Source organism: Nocardiopsis sp. Huas11 (genome assembly GCF_003634495.1).
Classification (GTDB): Bacteria; Actinomycetota; Actinomycetes; order Streptosporangiales; family Streptosporangiaceae; genus Nocardiopsis.
Genome location: NZ_RBKY01000001.1, coordinates 3,164,993 through 3,181,000 on the forward strand (window position 1 = coordinate 3,164,993; position 16,008 = coordinate 3,181,000).

At 72.3% G+C, this 16,008-nt stretch carries 14 protein-coding genes; 10 read left to right on the forward strand and 4 right to left on the reverse strand.

Annotation, left to right across the window (positions count from 1 at the left end; translation table 11 throughout):
- The first annotated feature begins 120 nt into the window (after positions 1-120).
- The 6 genes from DFP74_RS14380 to DFP74_RS14405 all read left to right on the forward strand — a co-directional run bounded on the left by DFP74_RS14380 (position 121) and on the right by DFP74_RS14405 (position 7,476).
- Entirely contained in the window at positions 121-327 is a 207-nt protein-coding gene (locus DFP74_RS14380; RefSeq protein WP_121182163.1) for a heavy-metal-associated domain-containing protein, read from the forward strand.
- A 1-nt stretch (position 328) separates the two neighbouring features.
- Positions 329-529: a hypothetical protein gene (locus tag DFP74_RS14385; protein ID WP_121182164.1), complete on the forward strand. Its 201-nt coding sequence runs from the start codon at positions 329-331 to the stop codon at positions 527-529.
- Between the two features lies 1 nt (position 530).
- A complete protein-coding gene (locus DFP74_RS14390; RefSeq protein WP_255499456.1) occupies positions 531-2,810 on the forward strand; it encodes a cation-translocating P-type ATPase in 2,280 nt (759 codons plus the stop codon).
- 280 nt (positions 2,811-3,090) lie between these two features.
- Positions 3,091-4,383, forward strand: a complete 1,293-nt coding sequence (locus tag DFP74_RS14395; RefSeq protein WP_121182165.1) for a cytochrome P450 — start codon at positions 3,091-3,093, stop codon at positions 4,381-4,383.
- Positions 4,380-5,477 carry a cytochrome P450 gene (locus tag DFP74_RS14400; protein WP_121182166.1) on the forward strand — a complete coding sequence of 366 codons (1,098 nt, stop codon included), beginning with the start codon at positions 4,380-4,382 and terminating at the stop codon, positions 5,475-5,477. The genes DFP74_RS14395 and DFP74_RS14400 overlap by 4 nt, the downstream gene beginning before the upstream one ends.
- Before the next feature lie 250 nt (positions 5,478-5,727).
- Positions 5,728-7,476, forward strand: coding sequence for a serine/threonine-protein kinase (locus DFP74_RS14405; RefSeq protein ID WP_121182167.1), 1,749 nt, complete (start codon positions 5,728-5,730; stop codon positions 7,474-7,476).
- Between the two features lie 90 nt (positions 7,477-7,566).
- On the opposite strand, the gene DFP74_RS14410 is transcribed toward DFP74_RS14405, so the two are convergent.
- The 3 genes from DFP74_RS14410 to DFP74_RS14420 form a co-directional block, all read right to left on the reverse strand.
- Complete coding sequence (locus DFP74_RS14410) at positions 7,567-8,508, reverse strand: glutaminase (protein WP_121182168.1); 942 nt, start codon at positions 8,506-8,508, stop codon at positions 7,567-7,569.
- A 182-nt stretch (positions 8,509-8,690) separates the two neighbouring features.
- Positions 8,691-9,380, reverse strand: coding sequence for a response regulator transcription factor (locus tag DFP74_RS14415; protein ID WP_199725649.1), 690 nt, complete (start codon positions 9,378-9,380; stop codon positions 8,691-8,693).
- Positions 9,377-10,558: a sensor histidine kinase gene (locus DFP74_RS14420; RefSeq protein ID WP_121188257.1), complete on the reverse strand. Its 1,182-nt coding sequence runs from the start codon at positions 10,556-10,558 to the stop codon at positions 9,377-9,379. Before DFP74_RS14420 ends, DFP74_RS14415 begins: the two co-directional genes overlap by 4 nt.
- Before the next feature lie 180 nt (positions 10,559-10,738).
- On the opposite strand from DFP74_RS14420, the gene DFP74_RS14425 reads away from it, so the two are divergent.
- Together DFP74_RS14425 and DFP74_RS14430 are read left to right on the forward strand one after the other, a co-directional pair.
- Entirely contained in the window at positions 10,739-10,978 is a 240-nt protein-coding gene (locus DFP74_RS14425; RefSeq protein ID WP_121182169.1) for a hypothetical protein, read from the forward strand.
- A 105-nt stretch (positions 10,979-11,083) separates the two neighbouring features.
- Positions 11,084-11,896 (forward strand): NAD-dependent epimerase/dehydratase family protein, encoded by an 813-nt coding sequence (locus DFP74_RS14430; RefSeq protein ID WP_121182170.1) that lies wholly within the window; start codon positions 11,084-11,086, stop codon positions 11,894-11,896.
- A 43-nt stretch (positions 11,897-11,939) separates the two neighbouring features.
- On the opposite strand, the gene DFP74_RS14435 is transcribed toward DFP74_RS14430, so the two are convergent.
- Entirely contained in the window at positions 11,940-13,097 is a 1,158-nt protein-coding gene (locus DFP74_RS14435) for an acyl-CoA dehydrogenase family protein (protein WP_121182171.1), read from the reverse strand.
- A gap of 171 nt (positions 13,098-13,268) precedes the next feature.
- Between DFP74_RS14435 and DFP74_RS14440 the strand changes: the two genes are divergently transcribed.
- Together DFP74_RS14440 and DFP74_RS14445 are read left to right on the forward strand one after the other, a co-directional pair.
- Positions 13,269-13,991, forward strand: a complete 723-nt coding sequence (locus DFP74_RS14440; RefSeq protein ID WP_121182172.1) for a TetR/AcrR family transcriptional regulator — start codon at positions 13,269-13,271, stop codon at positions 13,989-13,991.
- 123 nt (positions 13,992-14,114) lie between these two features.
- The gene (locus tag DFP74_RS14445; RefSeq protein ID WP_121182173.1) at positions 14,115-15,740 is read left to right on the forward strand and encodes a peptide chain release factor 3; all 1,626 of its coding nucleotides are present in this window, start codon (positions 14,115-14,117) and stop codon (positions 15,738-15,740) included.
- Positions 15,741-16,008 lie beyond the last annotated feature (268 nt).

Genomic DNA, 16,008 nt, shown 5'->3' on the forward strand with positions numbered 1-16,008 from the left:
GAGGGGGCACACCGCGGACGTGCGGCGCCGGAACTTGACGGACGGATACCCCCTAGGGGTATAGTCGGTTCCAGGTGGAGCGGTCCGCGACGGAGACCGCCAATCGAACCAGGAGGCGACATGGCTACCGCTGTCTACACGGTCGACGGTATGAGCTGCGGGCACTGCGTGAACTCCGTGACCGAGGAGGTCACCGGGATCGAGGGTGTCACCGACGTGCAGGTGGACCTGGAGTCCGGCAAGGTGACTGTTACCGGGCAGGGCGATATCGACGACGCCTCGGTGCGCGCCGCGATCGACGAGGCCGGCTACGAGGTGCGTGCCTGAGATGAACGTGACCACGAAGCTCGGGCTCTACGTTCTGGGCCTCGTGGCCGTGTTCGCCGTGATGTTCGGGGTCGGTTCGCTGGCCGGCCCCGTTCTGCCGGAGCGGACGCAGAACACAGAGCACGCGGAGGAGCAGGGCCGGGAGGACACCGCCGATCCCGACGAGTCGGGCGGCCACGACGACATGGACATGGAGCGGTGACGTGACGACCAGCAGAACAGAGGAACGGTCGGTCGAACTGGCCATCGGCGGCATGACCTGCGCCGCCTGCGCCAACCGCGTCGAGAAACGGTTGAACAAGCTCGACGGCGTCACCGCCAGCGTCAACTTCGCGACGGAGAAGGCACGGGTCAGCTTCGACGGGGAGCCGACCGCCGTCGAGGAACTCGTCGCCCAGGTCGAGAAGGCCGGCTACACCGCCACCGTCCCCCGCACGGAGAGGGACGGGGACCAGGAGTCCGCCGAGGAGATCGACCCCACCCGCGCGCTGCGCCACCGGGTCGTCGTCTCCCTGGTGCTCTCGGTCCCGGTCATCGCGATGGCGATGGTCCCCGCCCTGCAGTTCACCTACTGGCAGTGGGCCTCGCTGGCCCTGGCCGCCCCCGTCATCGTCTGGGGCGCCCTGCCCTTCCACATCTCGGCGTGGAAGAACCTCAAGCTCGGCACCGCCACCATGGACACCCTGGTCTCGCTCGGCGTGACCGCGGCGTTCCTGTGGTCGCTCTACGCCCTCTTCCTCGGCACCGCCGGGACGCCCGGCATGGTGCACCCCTTCGAGTTCACCATCGCCCGCACCGACGGCTCGGGCAACATCTACCTGGAGGTCGCCGCCGGCGTCACCTCCTTCATCCTGCTCGGCAAGTACTTCGAGGCGCGCTCCAAGCGCCAGGCCGGGACCGCGCTGCGCGCGCTGCTCGAACTGGGCGCCAAGGAGGTCACGGTCCTGCGCGACGGGCGCGAGGAGCTCGTCCCCGTCGACCGGCTCGCCGTCGGCGACCACTTCGTGGTCCGTCCCGGGGAGAAGATCGCCACCGACGGCACCGTCGAGACGGGCACCTCCGCGGTCGACATGAGCATGCTCACCGGAGAGTCCGTGCCGGTGGAGGTCGCGCCCGGCAGCGCCGTCGTCGGCGCCACCGTCAACGCGGGCGGCCGGCTGGTCGTGCGCGCCTCGCGGATCGGCTCCGACACCCAGCTCGCCCAGATGGCGCGCCTGGTCGAGGACGCCCAGAACGGCAAGGCCGCCGTCCAGCGGCTCGCCGACCGCGTCTCCGGCGTCTTCGTCCCGATCGCCATCATGATCGCGGTCGGCACCCTCGGCTTCTGGCTCGGCACCGGCGAACCCGCCGCCGCCGCGTTCACCGCCGCCGTCGCGGTCCTCATCATCGCCTGCCCCTGCGCGCTCGGTCTGGCCACGCCCATGGCCCTGATGATGGGCACGGGCCGCGGCGCCCAGCTCGGCATCCTCATCAAGGGTCCCGAGGTCCTGGAGAGCACCCGCCGGGTCGACACGGTCGTCCTGGACAAGACCGGCACCGTCACCACCGGCACCATGGCGCTCGCCGCCGTCACCGCCGCCCGCGGGGAGGACGAGGACGAGCTGCTGCGCCTGGCCGGCGCGCTGGAGAACGCCTCGGAGCACCCGATCGCCCGGGCGATCGCCAAGGGCGCGACCGAGAGGGTGGGGGCCCTCGCGGTGCCCGAGGACTTCGCCAACATCGAGGGCCGGGGCGTCCAGGGCGTCGTGGACGGCCACGCCGTCCTGGTGGGCCGGGTCGCGCTGCTCCAGGAGTGGTCGCAGGAGCTGCCGGAGGAGCTCGGCGACGCGATCGAGGCCGCCGAGTCGCAGGGCCGCACGGCCGTGGCCGTGGGCTGGGACGGCCGGGCCCGGGGCGTGCTGGTGGTCTCCGACACGGTCAAGCCCACCAGCGCGGAGGCGGTCCGCCAGTTCCGCGACCTGGGGCTCACCCCGATCCTGCTCACCGGCGACAACAAGGCCGTGGCCCGCGCGGTCGCCGACGAGGTCGGGATCGACGAGGTCGTCGCCGAGGTCCTGCCCAAGGACAAGGTCGACGTCATCACCCGGTTGCAGGCCGAGGGACGCGTCGTGGCCATGGTCGGCGACGGGGTCAACGACGCCGCCGCCCTGGCCCAGGCCGACCTGGGGCTGTCCATGGGCACCGGCACCGATGTGGCCATCGAGGCCAGCGACCTGACCCTGGTCCGCGGGGACCTGCGCGCCGCCGCCGACGCGGTGCGGCTGGCCCGGCGCACGCTCAAGACCATCCGCGGCAACCTGTTCTGGGCCTTCGCCTACAACGCGGCGGCCCTGCCCATCGCCGCGGCGGGTCTGCTCAACCCGATGCTGGCGGGAGCGGCGATGGCGATGTCGAGCGTGTTCGTGGTGACCAACAGCCAGCGGCTGCGCCGGTTCCGGCCGCTGACCGAGCACGCGCCGCAGGAGCCCTCGGATCGCAGGTGAGGGCGCTCGGGCCGAAGCGGGACACCGGTCCGGGGGGCCACGGAGTGTGCCCTGACAGTGACCGGGGTCTCGCTTCCCGGGCACGAGGCCGCTAGGGTTTGCGCGGGAACCCCCGACCACGGGGGGTTCCCGCGCACACCCGCGCGGCCTTCGCCGTGCCCGAGCCCTGGAAGGACGGCCCCTCCCGTCCCCGACCCTCCCCCCCAGCCGAGGTCCCGTGACATCTGGATGCCCCCGCGCAGCGCTCCACCACAGTGAGCCGCACCCCGACCCCTACGCCGTGTTCGAGAAGATGCGCGCCGACCACGGCCCCGTGGTCCCCGTCGAACTCGAACCGGGCGTGCACGGGTGGCTCGTCACCGACTACTCCACCCTGATCTCCTGGTCCCGGGACACCACGACCTTCACGCACGACTCCCGGCTCTGGAAGGACTTCCGCGAGGGCCGGGTGGCGGTCGACTCCGGCCTCATCGCGATGATGGCGCCCCGGCCCAACGCCCTGTTCGTCGACGGCAGCGAGCACCAGCGCCTGCGCCGCGCCCTCACCGACTGCCTCGGCAGCGTGAGCGACCGCCGCCTGTCCGAGACGACCCGGCGCTACGCCGACAGCCTGATCGACCAGTTCTGCGAGCGCGGCGAGGCCGACGTCCTCAACGAGTACGGCCGCATGCTGCCCCTGCTGGTCATGAACGAACTCTTCGGGTTCGACGAGGACCAGGGCCTGCGCTTCGCCTCCGCCATGCGCGACATCTGGGCGGGTGTGGACAGTGAGCGCGCCAACGCCGAGGCCGAGCGGGCGCTGTCGGAGGTGGTCTCCACCAAGCACCGCGCGCCCGGGGACGACCTCACCACCCGGCTGATCCAGCACCGCGCCGCCCTGACCGACGAGGAGGTGCTCCACCAGCTCCTGCTCATCATCGCGGCGTCCAACGAGCCCACGGCCGCCCTCATGTATGCGACCGTCCGCGCGATCCTGACGAGCCCGGGCGTGGTCTCCGGCGCGGCGGCCTCGCTGTCGGCGGCGGCCCTGGACGACATCGTGAACGACGTCCTGTGGAAGGACCCGCCGATCACCAACTACCCGGCGATCTACCCGCGCGTGGACGTACCCGTGGGCGGCGGCCGTGTCATCGAGGCCGGGTCGCCGGTCCTGCTGGGTTTCGCCGCCTCGGACCACTTCTTCCTCAAGGAGAACGCCGAGGAGATGGCCGAGACCAGCAACCGGGCGCACGTCGCCTGGGGCGCGGGCCCCCACCGCTGTCCGGCGATCGACGAGGCCACCGCCATGGCGACCATCGGGGTGCGCGCCCTGCTCACCCGGCTGCCCGGGCTGTCACTGGCCGTCGCGCCCGAGGAACTGCGGTACCAACTGGCCACGCTGACCTGGTTCCCCGTGCACCTGCCCGTCCGCTTCACACCGCAGTCCCCGCTGCACACCCCACACCAGGAAGGAGAGTCGTGGACGCCGTCCGACTCGCCCCAGGAAACCTCCGAGCCCAGACCGAGCACCTCCGCGCCCTGGGGCCTGTCGTCCCTGTCGAGCTTCCTGGGGAGGTTGCTGCGTGGGTCGTGACCTCGCACGCGGCCGTCAGCGAGGCGCTGGCCGACCCGAGGGTGCAAAAGGACAAGAAGCACTGGACGGCTTTCAACGCCGGTGAGATCCCGCCGGACTGGCCGCTCATCTCCTGGATCATCGCCGAGAACATGCTCACCAGCGACGGGGACGAGCACACCCGGCTGCGCAAGCTGGTGTCGCGGGCGTTCACCCCGCGCCGGCTCGAACGGCTCCGCGAGGGCATCGTCGTGCTCGTGGACGAGCTCCTCGACACCCTGGAGGAGCGGGCCGCCGCGGCCCCGGACGGGGTCGTCGACCTCAAGGCGGTCGTGGCCCAGCCGCTGCCGCTCACGGTCATCAGCGACCTCTTCGGGCTGGACGCGCAGATCCGGCCGAAGCTGCACCGCCTGGTCAACATGTTCTTCGACCAGAGCATCGGGCCCGACGAGGCCATGACGACCTTCATGGAGATGTGGGCGCTGCTGACGGACCTGGTCGCCGCCAAGCGGGCGGAGCCGGGCGACGACATGACCAGCGACCTCATCGCCGCCCGCGACGAGGGCGACAGGCTCAGCGAGGACGAACTGGTCTGGAGCCTGGTGCTGATCATCAGCGCGGGTTACGAGACCACGATGAACCTCATCGCCAACACCGTGCGTGCCCTGCTCGGCCACCGCGACCAGCTCGCCCTGCTCGTGTCGGGCGAGGTGGGATGGGACCGCGCGGTGGAGGAGGTCCTGCGCTGGGACGGCTCCAGCGGTTTCGTGCCGATGCGGTACACGACCGAGGAGATCGAGTTGGCCGGGGTGACCGTGCCCGCAGGGGAGCCCCTGATGCTGGGCTACGGCTCCGCGGGCCGCGACCCCGTGCGCCACGGCGAGACAGCGCACCTGCTCGACATCACCCGCGAGGACGTCTCGCACCTGTCGTTCTCGCACGGCCGGCACTACTGCCTGGGCGCGAACCTGGCCCGGATGGAGGTGCTGGAGCTGCTGCCGCGCCTGTTCGCGCGCTTCCCCGGACTCGACCTCGCCGTGGCCGACGCGGACCTGGAGGAGCTGCCGTCCTTCATCGTCGGGGGCGTCCAGGCGCTCCCCGTCCGCCTCTCCTGACCCGTCCGGGCGGTGACACGCCCGGACGGATCCGGTCCCGCCGTCGGACGCGTCACAGCGCCCACGGCGGGATCGTCGCATGTCAGGGGTGTTTCGTCCGGTTCGGTCCGAAGTGGGGCACAGCATGGTCACCCGGGCGGGGAGCGTCACCGGTCGGCACGGAACCTAGACTCGCTGGTGTCCCCCACCGGTGCCCCTCCACCCCCCCGATCTTCCATGCCTGCCTCCCCCTCAGAGGAATCGCCCACACATGAACAGTTCGGAAGCCGACCCCGGTCGACTCCTGGCCAACCGCTACCGCCTGGAAGAGGTGCTCGGCGCCGGCGGGATGGGGCGGGTCTGGAAGGGGACCGACACCCTCCTGGACCGGCCCGTCGCGGTCAAGGAACTGACCATCCCCGCCAACCTTCCCCCGCACGAGATCGAGGTCCTGCGCACCCGCATGCTCCGCGAGGCGCGCAGCGCGGCGCAGCTCAGCCACCCGTCGATCATCACGGTGTTCGACGTGGCCGAGGAGGACGGCCGCCCGTGGATCGTGATGGAGCTCGTGCGCGGGCCCTCTCTGGCCGATCTGATCAAGAGCGACGGGGCGCTGGGGGTGTCCCGGGCGGCCAACGTCGGAGAGCAGATGGCCGCGGGGCTGGCCGAGGCGCACGCGCGCGGCATCGTGCACCGCGACATCAAGCCCGGCAACGTGCTCATCGCCGGAAACGAGCGCGCGGTGCTGACCGACTTCGGCATCGCCCACCTCGACGGCTCCACCCACCTCACGAGCACCGGGCTCCTCATCGGATCGCCCAGCTACCTCGCCCCCGAGGTCGCGCACGGGCACGCGGCGACGCCCGCCTCGGACCTGTGGGCGCTGGGCATCACCCTCTACCAGGCGGTCGAGGGCGTCCTGCCGTTCGACCGGCCCACACCGATGTCCACGCTCACCGCGATCGTCACCCAGGACCTGCCCGAGGCGACACGCGCCGGAGCCCTGTGGCCGCTGCTGGTGGCCCTGTGCGAGAAGCGTCCCGAGGACCGGCCGACGGTCACCGAGGCGCGCACCCGGCTCCGGGAGATCCGCGACGCCGAGGAGGCGGCCGGAGCCGCGCCGCCGCTCGTCGCTCCGACCCTGACCACGACAGTGCCGGCCGACCTGCCGCCGGTTCCGGACGAGGACGCGGCGGAGGCGGCCTCCGCCGCACCGGCGCGGGACGTTCCCGGAGAGCCGAGCGGGACGAGCGGGGCGGCCGTGTCGGCCGCGGCGCCCGCGCCGGCGCGGGACCGGGCCGGCGGGGGCCGGAGCGCGCGCGGTCGGCGCACCCTGCTGATCGCCGCCGCGGTGCTCGTCCTGCTGGTGGCCGGTGCCACGACCAGTGTCCTGCTGAGCATGAACCGGACGGGCTCGGGACCGGACGCGGGACTGGTCGACGGTTCCCAGGAGGCGGGCGCCGACGCGGGCGAGGACCCCTCCCCCTCTGCCCCCCAGGAGGAGGAGAGCGGCGCCGCGGAGGACGCCGATCCCGGCGACGAGGAGGAGCCGGAGGCCGAGGAGTCCGAGGAGCCGGACGAGGAGTGGGACTTCCTGGTCCGTCACGAGGACCCGACCGGCTTCGCCGTGGACGTGCCCGAGGACTGGAACGAGGAGCGCGACGGGAACATGGTCTACTTCCGCAACCCCGACGGCGGCTACCTGCTCGTGGACCAGACCGACGACCCCAAGACGGACGCCGGGGACGACTGGCGCGCGTTCGAGCCCGACGCGCGGGGCAACTTCGGCGGCTACGAGCTGACGGGGATCGAGGACGTCGAGGCCGACTGGACCGAGGACTACGTCAGCGCCGCCGACTGGGAGTTCACCTTCGAGAACGGGGACATGCACGCCATCAACCGGGGCTTCCACACCGAGGACAAGGGCTACGCGCTGTTCCTCGTCGCGAGCAACGACGACCCCGAGGCCAACCGGGCGCTGCTGGACCGGTTGTCGCAGACCTTCGAGCCGGCCTCCTGAGGGCCCGCGCGCCCCGCTCGTCCGGGGCGCGCGCCCCTCGCGGTCCGGGTCGGCGGGGGCGGCCCGGCGGACCGGTGTCCTCCCGCGCGCTCAGAACACCGAGCAGTGGGTGAGGTCGGTGAACACCTCCAGCGCCGCCGCGCCCGCCACCGAGTTGCCCTTGGTGTCCAGGCCCGGCCCCCAGGCGGCCACGGAGTAGCGCCCGGGCACGATCGCCAGGATGCCGCCGCCCACACCGCTCTTGCACGGGAGCCCGATGCGGTAGGCGAACTCGCCCGCCGCGTCGTAGGTCCCGCAGTTGAGCATGATCGACATGATGCGCCGCGCGTCACCGTGGTCGATCAGACGGCCGCCGTCGGCGCGCACCCCGTGCCGGGCCAGCAGCAGCCCCGCGCGGGCCAGCTCCTCGGTGGAGATGGTGATCGAGCACTGGCGGAAGTAGTGGTCCAGGGCCTCGGGCACCGGGTTGCGCATGTTGTCGAAGCTCGCCATGAGGTAGGCGAGCGCCCGGTTGCGGTGCCCCGTCTCGGCCTCGGAGCCGGCGGTCACGCTGTCGACGCTCAGCTCCGGGTTGCCCGTCTCCGCGCGCAGCAGGTCCAGCAGCGCGGACAGGGCGTCCCCGGTGTCGCTCAGCAGCTGGTCGGTGACGACGATGGCGCCCGGGTTGATGAGCGGGTTGCGCGGGATGCCGTTCTCGAACTCCAGTTGGTAGAGCGAGTTGAAGGCCGAGCCCGACGGCTCGCGGCCCACCCGCTGCCAGATCCCGTGGTCGGCCCTGCTCATCACCAGTGCCAGGGTGAAGACCTTGGTGATGCTCTGCATGGAGAAGGGGACGTGGAAGTCGCCGACCGAGTGGACGGAACCGTCCACGGTGGCGACGGCGAACCCGAACTGGCGCGGGTCGACCTTGCTCAGTTCCGGGATGTAGTCGGCGTCCCGGCCCGCCCCGACGTGCGGGCGCACCCGCTCCATGACGGTGTCCAGGATCCCGGTGAGGTGGTCGTCGGTCGTGCCGTGGGCGGCACCGCTCATCGCTGGCCCTCCGTGCTGTCCGGTGGCGCGGTCGTTCCTGGCAGTATGCGGTGCCCCTCCGGCAGCGCCCGGCAGCGCCCGGCGTGTCGGAGTGTCGGACCCCGCCGACCCCCCCGCCGACCCCCCGCCGGACCCCGCCGATCCCCCCGCCGGACCCCGCCGACCCCCCGCCGTCCCCGCTCCTACTCGGCGTCGTCCAGGAGCTGGGCGTCGTGGACCAGCAGCGCCACCTGGACCCGGTTGTTCAGGTCGAGCTTGGTGAGGATGTTCGACACGTGCGTCTTCACGGTCGGCACGCTGAGGAACAGCGTGGCGGCGATGTCGGCGTTGGAGCGGCCCTCGCCGACGGCGACCGCCACCTCGGCCTCCCTGGCGTTGAGCACCGACAGACGCGCCCGGGCCCGGTCCGCGCGCCGGTCGTGCCCGGTCGAGGCCACCCGGTCGATGAGGCGGCGGGTGACGCTGGGGGAGAGCACGGGCAGGCCCCGGGCGACCCGGCGCACCGACTCCACGATCTCGTCCGGCGGGGTGTCCTTGAGCAGGAAGCCCGCCGCGCCCGCCCGCAGGGCCCTCAGGACGTGTTCGTCGGCGTCGAAGGTGGTCAGGACCAGCACTTCCGGCGGCCGGGGCAGGGCGCGCAGGAGCTCCGTGGCGGTCAGTCCGTCCACACCCGGCATGCGGATGTCCATCAGTACGACGTCGGGGTCGTGCTCGTCGGCCAGGGCGACCACGCCGGCGCCGTCCTCGGCCTCGGCGAGCACCCGGATGTCGGGCGCTCCGCCCATCATCATCACCAACCCGACCCGCACCAGCGCGTCGTCGTCGACGATGACGACCCCGATCCGTCGGCCGTCCTGCTGCGGTGCGCTCATGAGGTCCACGGTAGCCAGGCCGAGAGCCGCCAACCACCGGACTCGGTCGGGCCGTGCTCCAACCGGCCCGACGCCAGCGACACCCGCTCGGCCAGGCCGACCAGGCCCTGGCCGGATCCGTCGCCCGGGCGTTCGGGCGGCGCGGCGGGCGCGTCGTTCACCACGTCCACGGTGAGCCCATCGCCGGGGCCGCCGGACACCCGGACCCGGGTGTGGGCGCCCGGGGCGTGCTTGCGGGCGTTGGTCAGGGCCTCCTGGACGATCCGGTAGGCCGCTCGGCCGACCCGGTCCGGGGCCCGCCCCTCGTACTCCTGCGCCAGCTCGACCCGCGCGCCGACGTCGTCGGCCTCGCCCACGAGCTGGTGCAGGTCGGCCATGGTCGGCTGGGGCAGCTCTCCCACCGGGGCCCGCAGGACGCCGATCACCTCGCGCAGGTCCTGGAGCGCCTGGTGGGCGCTCTCCCGGATCACCTTCGCCGACCGCGCCACCTGCTCCGGCGGCGTGTCCGGCCGGTACTCCAGGGCTCCGGCGAGCACGCTCAGCAGGGAGAGCCGGTGCCCGAGGACGTCGTGGATCTCGCGGGCGATGGACTCACGGACCTGGTGCTGGGCCTGTTCCGCGCGCAGCCGGGCCTCGGCCTCGGCGTGCACGGCCCGGTCGCGCAGCGACTCCACGAGCTGCCTGCGGTGGTGGACGGTCAGGCCCCAGCCGGTCACGGCGCCCAGGATGGCGAGGCCGAGCAGGAAGTCGACCAGGAAGGGCGAGTAGGGGTCGGGGCGCACGATCGCGTGGACGAAGGCGGCGCCCGCGGCGAGCGCGAAGACGGACAGGCTGACCTTCGGCGGCCGGTGGACGGCCAGGGAGAACAGGGCGATCAGCATCGCCCCGGACACCAGCGTCAGGACCGAGGAGAGCAGGACCAGGACCACGGCGAGCTCGACCGGCCGCCGGCGCCGCCACCACAGGCCCACGCAACCGGCCAGCGCGACCAGCTGCTCGGCGGCCGACAGCCACAGGGGCAGGTCGACGGCGGGGGTGGGCGGGCCGCCCCCGTGCGGGGGGTCGGGGAATTCGAGCGCCAGCGCCAGCCCGAAGCCGACCGCGAGCAGGAACATGGTGAAGTCCACGACCCAGTCGCGCACGGAGCGCCGTCGCCGTCGGCCGGTGGGAGCGTTCATCGCCACGGAGTCTACGGCGCGGGGAGCGCCGGATCCGGTGTCCGCGCGGAGTGCGGTACCGACGTCGGCCGACTCCATACTTTGGTCGCGCCGGACGCGCGGCGGGCCGGTTCCACGGACGCCCGGGTCCACGCCGGTGGCCGATGCGCGCGGCCGTGCGCCGGGCCTAGCGTCGACGGCATGCGCAAGATCCTTCAGGGCCTGGGCCTGCTCGTCTTCCTCATCGGTGTCAGCGGTGCCATCGACCACCTCTGGTACCAGCCGTTCTTCGGCATCGTCCTCAACTCCTTCAACAGGTTCGTCGTCCCCAACGTGGCCCTGCTGCAGGAGTACGCGCTGTTCGCCAACCTGGCGGTCGCCGTCCTGGGCGGCGCGCTGATCCTGGCCATGGAGGCGCTGGCGCCCGAACGCCGCAGGTGAGCCGGATGCGGAGCCGAGCGGCGTCTCCGCACGGCCCGGGACACGTCGTCACCCCGTGGGACCGAACGGGAGCACCAGGTGTGCGGGGTCGGTACGGTGGGGCCGATGAGCACATTGGTCACCGGGGCCACCGGGATGGTGGGCAGACGCGTCCTCACCGAGTTGGAGCGGCGCGGGCTGCCTGCGACGGGTGCCTCGCGTACGGCGCCCACCCGTCTGGACTGGACGGACACCTCCAACTGGGGCGACGTCCTCAAGGGCGTGGAGAGCGTGTTCGTGGTGACGCCGGTCGGCATGGGCCTGGGCAGCCGGGTCGGGGGCTTCCTGGAGCTCGCGGCCGAGGCGGGCGTGGACCACGCCGTCGTGATGTCGGCCATGGGCACCGAGTACGCGCCCTCCGACTCCGACCAGCGCACGGCCGAGATGCGGGCCAAGGAGCTCTTCGGCCGGTGGACCGTGCTGCGCCCCAACTGGTTCCACCAGGACTTCACCGAGGGCGTCTTCGCGAACCTGGCCCGGTCGCGCAACGGGCGCCTGGAGCTGCCGGTGCGCAAGCGGTCGGCGGTGAGCTTCGTGGACGCGCGCGACGTCGCCAACGCGGCCGTGGCCGCCCTGACCGGTGACCACCACGGCCGTGAGTACACCCTGACCGGTCCGCAGGCGATGACCTTCCGCGAGGTGGTCAAGATGACCAAGGGCACGGACAGCCCGGTGTGGCGGTACAAGGCGCTCGACGAGGCCGGGTTCTACTTCCGGGCCTCCGACCGCGGGTGGGGCGAGCGCTACATCGACACCCTCAACGAGCGGTTCGCCGCCGCCAACGCGGGGCTGGCGGGCTCGGTCACCGAGGACGTGCGCGCGGCGCTGGGGCGCGACCCCATCCCGATGGCCCGCTTCGTACGCGAGGCCACCGTCTGACCGGACACCGCCGCGGGTCCGGCCAGACGGAGGTGGGCGCCGCCTACTTCTTGAGGAGCTGGCGGGCCATGACCATGCGCTGGATCTGGTTGGTGCCCTCGTAGATCTGGGTGATCTTGGCGTCGCGCATCATGCGCTCCAGCGGGAAGTCCTTGACGTAGCCCGCGCCGCCGAGCAGCTGTACGGCGTCGGTGGTGATCTCCATGGCCGCGTCGGAGGCGTAGCACTTGGCTGCCGCGCCGAAGAAGGCCAGGTCGCTGTCGCCGCGCTCGGACTTGGCGGCGGCGACGTAGACCATCTGGCGGGCCGTCTCCAGCTTCATCGCCATGTCGGCGAGCATGAACTGGACGCCCTGGAAGTCGGCGACGGCCTTGCCGAACTGCTTGCGCTCCTTGACGTAGGCCACGGCGTGGTCGAGCGCGCCCTGCGCGATGCCGACGGCCTGGGCGCCGATGGTCACGCGGGTGTGGTCGAGGGTGCGCAGCGCGATCTTGAGGCCCTCGCCCGGGGCGCCGACGATGCGGTCGCCGGGCACGCGCACGTTGTCGAAGAACAGCTCGCGGGTGGGGGAGCCCTTGATGCCGAGCTTGCGCTCGGGCTCGCCCAGGGAGAAGCCCTCGTCGTCGGCGTGCAGGACGAACGCCGAGATGTTGCGGCCGCGCGGGCCGTCGGGGTCGGTCACGGCCAGGACGGTGTAGTACTTGCTCACCCCGGCGTTGGTGATCCAGGACTTCTGGCCGTTGATCACCCAGTCGTCGCCGTCGGCCACGGCCTGGGTGCGCATGCTCGCGGTGTCGGAGCCGGCCTCGCGCTCGGACAGGCCGTAGGAGAACATCGCCGCGCCGCTGGCGACCTCGGGCAGGTAGCGCTGCTTGACCTCCTCGGAGGCGCCCAGGATGACGGGCATGGTGCCGAGCTTGTTGACCGCGGGGATGAGGGAGGACGAGGCGCAGGCCCGCGCGACCTCTTCGATGATGATGCAGGTGGCCAGCGCGTCGGCGCCGACGCCGTCGTACTTCTCCTCGATGTGCGCGGCGTGGAAGTCGGTGGCGACCAGGGCGTCGTGGGCGGCCTGGGGGAAGGAGCTGGTCTCGTCCACCTCGGCGGCGTGCGGCGCGATCTTGTCCTCGGCGACGGAGCGCACGGCCGCGCGCAGCTCCTCGTGCTCCTCGGTGGTCGTGAACAGGTCGAAGTCGCTCATGAGTCTTCCCTCCCCGAGGGTGTCCCGCCCCTCGGCACTTGGCACCGCGTGCCGGTGTATGGCATCCAGTGCCAGGGTAGGGGGTGAACGGGACGAAGTACACAGACCGGGTCGGATACCTTCTGGAAGGCGTCGAGTGGACGCGGGGCCGGTGGAAGGGGTGAGCGCAGCGTGGGGAACGGTGCCCAGGAGCGGTCGGCCGCCCGGAACGGGTCGCCGCGCGCGGCCACGCGCGAGGTGGTGCTGGCGGCCGTCCGGCTGTTCACCGAGGACGGCTTCGAGAGCACCACGATGGAGGGGATCGCCACCGCCGCGGGGATGAGCCGGCGAAGCCTGTTCCGCCGGTTCGGCTCGAAGGAGGACATCCTCTTCGCCGAGCACGACGAGCTCTTCACCACCGTGGTCGCCTACCTGGAGGCCTCTCCCGACGAGCCCCTGGAAGCGGTGTGCTCCGCCGCCCGCCTGGTCCTGCAGGGCTACCTGCGCGACCCGGAGGTGACCGTGCCGCGCTACCGCCTGGTGCGCGCCCACCCCCGGCTGCGCGACCGCGAGGTGGCCATGACCGCCCGGTACCAGTCGGCGTTCAGCCGGTTCCTGGCCGACCGCGAGGGCGCCGAGGGCCGTTCGCTGCCCGCCGGGGTGGTCGCGGCCTCGGTCATCGCCGCCCACAACCACGTGCTGCGGTCCTGGCTGCGCGACCCGTCGGAGGACGGGCGGCGGGTGTGGGGCCGCTTCGACAGCGCGATGGACCTGGTCCGCCGTTCGGCGCGCACGGTCCTGGCGGTGGAGGACCACCCGCCCGCGGACCGGGTGGTGGTCGCGGTCTACCCGGGCGGCACCGACCGCGAGGCCCTGCTCCGGCGCATCGGCGCGGCCGTCGAGCAGGACTCCTGACGAGGGCCGGACGCCGCCGGGGGAATGGCCCCCGGCAGTCCCGTCGCCCCCCGTGCCGGGCGTAGGCTGGACGGAGCCCGGATTCGGGCGCGACCAGGACACGAGGCGGGACGGGCAGCGAGGATGAGCGTGGACACGGCGGGCGCGGCGAGGCAGGAGGCCGAGGTCGCTCGGGAGGCGGGGCGTCGGCGGACGTTCGCGGTGATCTCGCACCCGGACGCCGGTAAGTCGACGCTGACCGAGGCCCTGGCGCTGCACGCGGCGGCGATCTCCTCGGCCGGTGCGGTGCACGGCAAGGGCGATCGGCGTGGTGTGACCTCGGACTGGATGGAGATGGAGCAGGACCGGGGGATCTCGATCACCTCGGCCGCTTTGCGCATCGACTATTCCGGCCGGGTGTTGAACCTGGTGGACACCCCGGGCCACGCGGACTTCTCCGAGGACACCTACCGGGTGCTCTCGGCGGTGGACTGCGCGATCATGCTGCTGGACTCGGCCAAGGGCCTGGAGCCGCAGACGCTGAAGCTCTTCGACGTGTGCCGGGCGCGCAGGATGCCGGTGATCACGTTCGTGAACAAGTGGGACCGGCCCGGCCGGGAGCCGTTGGAGCTGTTGGACGAGATCGAGCAGCGGATCGGGTTGCGGCCCACGCCGTTGAACTGGCCGGTGGGCATCGCGGGGGACTTCCGCGGACTCGTCGACCGGAGCTCCGGTGTCTACACGAAGATGACGCGGCAGCCGGGCGGGGCCACCAAGGCCCTGGAGGAGGTCCTGGACGCGGACAAGGCGGCCGAGGTCGAGGGCGCCGAGTGGGTGCAGGCGGCCGAGGAGATCGAGCTGCTGGAGGCGTTGGGCGCGGACTTCGACCACGAGTCGTTCATGGCCGGGGAGTCCTCCCCGGTGCTCTTCGGCGCGGCGCTGCCCAACTTCGGGGTGGGGCAGCTGCTGGAGGCCGTGGTGGGCCTGGCGCCGGCTCCGGCGGCCAAGGCCGACGCCAAGGACGAGCCGCGGCCGGTGGGCGCGCCCTTCTCCGGGCAGGTCTTCAAGATGCAGGCCAACATGGACAAGAACCACCGCGACCGGATGGCGTTCGTGCGGGTCTCGTCGGGGCGCTTCGACCGCGGCATGGTGCTCACGCACGCGGCGACGGGTCGGCCGTTCGCGACCAAGTACTCCCAGGCGGTGTTCGGCTCGGAGCGCTCCACGATCGACACGGCCTTCCCCGGTGACGTGATCGCGCTGGTCAACGCCCAGGCGCTGGCCGTGGGCGACACGCTCTACGACGGCCCGAAGGTGGACTTCCCGCCGATCCCGAGCTTCGCCCCCGAGCACTTCGTGGTGGCGCGGGCCAAGGACGCGGGCAAGTACAAGCAGTTCCAGCGCGGTATCGCGCAGTTGGACGCCGAGGGCGTGGTGCAGGTGCTGATCTCGGACGTGCGCGGTGAGCAGGCGCCGGTCCTGGCGGCGGTGGGCCCGCTGCAGTTCGACGTGGTGCGCCACCGGATGGAGCACGAGTTCCGGGCGCCGGTGGAGACCTCGCCGCTGGACTACTCCGTGGCGCGGCGCACCGACGCCGAGTCCGCCCCGGCGCTGCACGCGCTGTCGGGCGCGGAGGTGCTGCGCCGCCGCAACGACGGCGAGCTGCTGGTGCTGGTGCACAACAAGTGGCGGCTGCGGGTCGTGGAGCGCGAGCACCCGGAGCTGTTCATGGAACCCCTCCTCGCGGGCGGCGTCGCCGAGGGCGAGTGACCACGGGCCGCACGTGCCCCGGACGATCCCGTCCGGGGCACGTCGTGTGTCCGGGGGCGTCGACTGTGATCCGCCCCACCGGCGACCATTCCGCTCGGCTGTTCACACTGTTTACCGCGGGTGAAAACCGATGACGCTTTGTCGATGCCCGCCGGTCCGTCCCGCGCAATGAGTCCAGGGTTCGGGCTTCCCGGTATCCGTGTGGTCGAAAAAGTCTCACGGTGCGGTCGGGGCCGGTGTGAAATCGCGTGGCGGGGGCACAGAGAGT

Coding starts and splice junctions, on each gene's coding strand:
- DFP74_RS14380 (WP_121182163.1), top strand. CDS start 121: ATGGCTACCGCTGTCTACACGGTCGACGGTATGAGCTGCGGGCACTGC.
- DFP74_RS14385 (WP_121182164.1), top strand. CDS start 329: ATGAACGTGACCACGAAGCTCGGGCTCTACGTTCTGGGCCTCGTGGCC.
- DFP74_RS14405 (WP_121182167.1), top strand. CDS start 5,728: ATGAACAGTTCGGAAGCCGACCCCGGTCGACTCCTGGCCAACCGCTAC.
- DFP74_RS14410 (WP_121182168.1), bottom strand. CDS start 8,508: ATGAGCGGTGCCGCCCACGGCACGACCGACGACCACCTCACCGGGATC.
- DFP74_RS14415 (WP_199725649.1), bottom strand. CDS start 9,380: ATGAGCGCACCGCAGCAGGACGGCCGACGGATCGGGGTCGTCATCGTC.
- DFP74_RS14420 (WP_121188257.1), bottom strand. CDS start 10,558: ATGAACGCTCCCACCGGCCGACGGCGACGGCGCTCCGTGCGCGACTGG.
- DFP74_RS14425 (WP_121182169.1), top strand. CDS start 10,739: ATGCGCAAGATCCTTCAGGGCCTGGGCCTGCTCGTCTTCCTCATCGGT.
- DFP74_RS14430 (WP_121182170.1), top strand. CDS start 11,084: ATGAGCACATTGGTCACCGGGGCCACCGGGATGGTGGGCAGACGCGTC.
- DFP74_RS14435 (WP_121182171.1), bottom strand. CDS start 13,097: ATGAGCGACTTCGACCTGTTCACGACCACCGAGGAGCACGAGGAGCTG.
- DFP74_RS14445 (WP_121182173.1), top strand. CDS start 14,115: ATGAGCGTGGACACGGCGGGCGCGGCGAGGCAGGAGGCCGAGGTCGCT.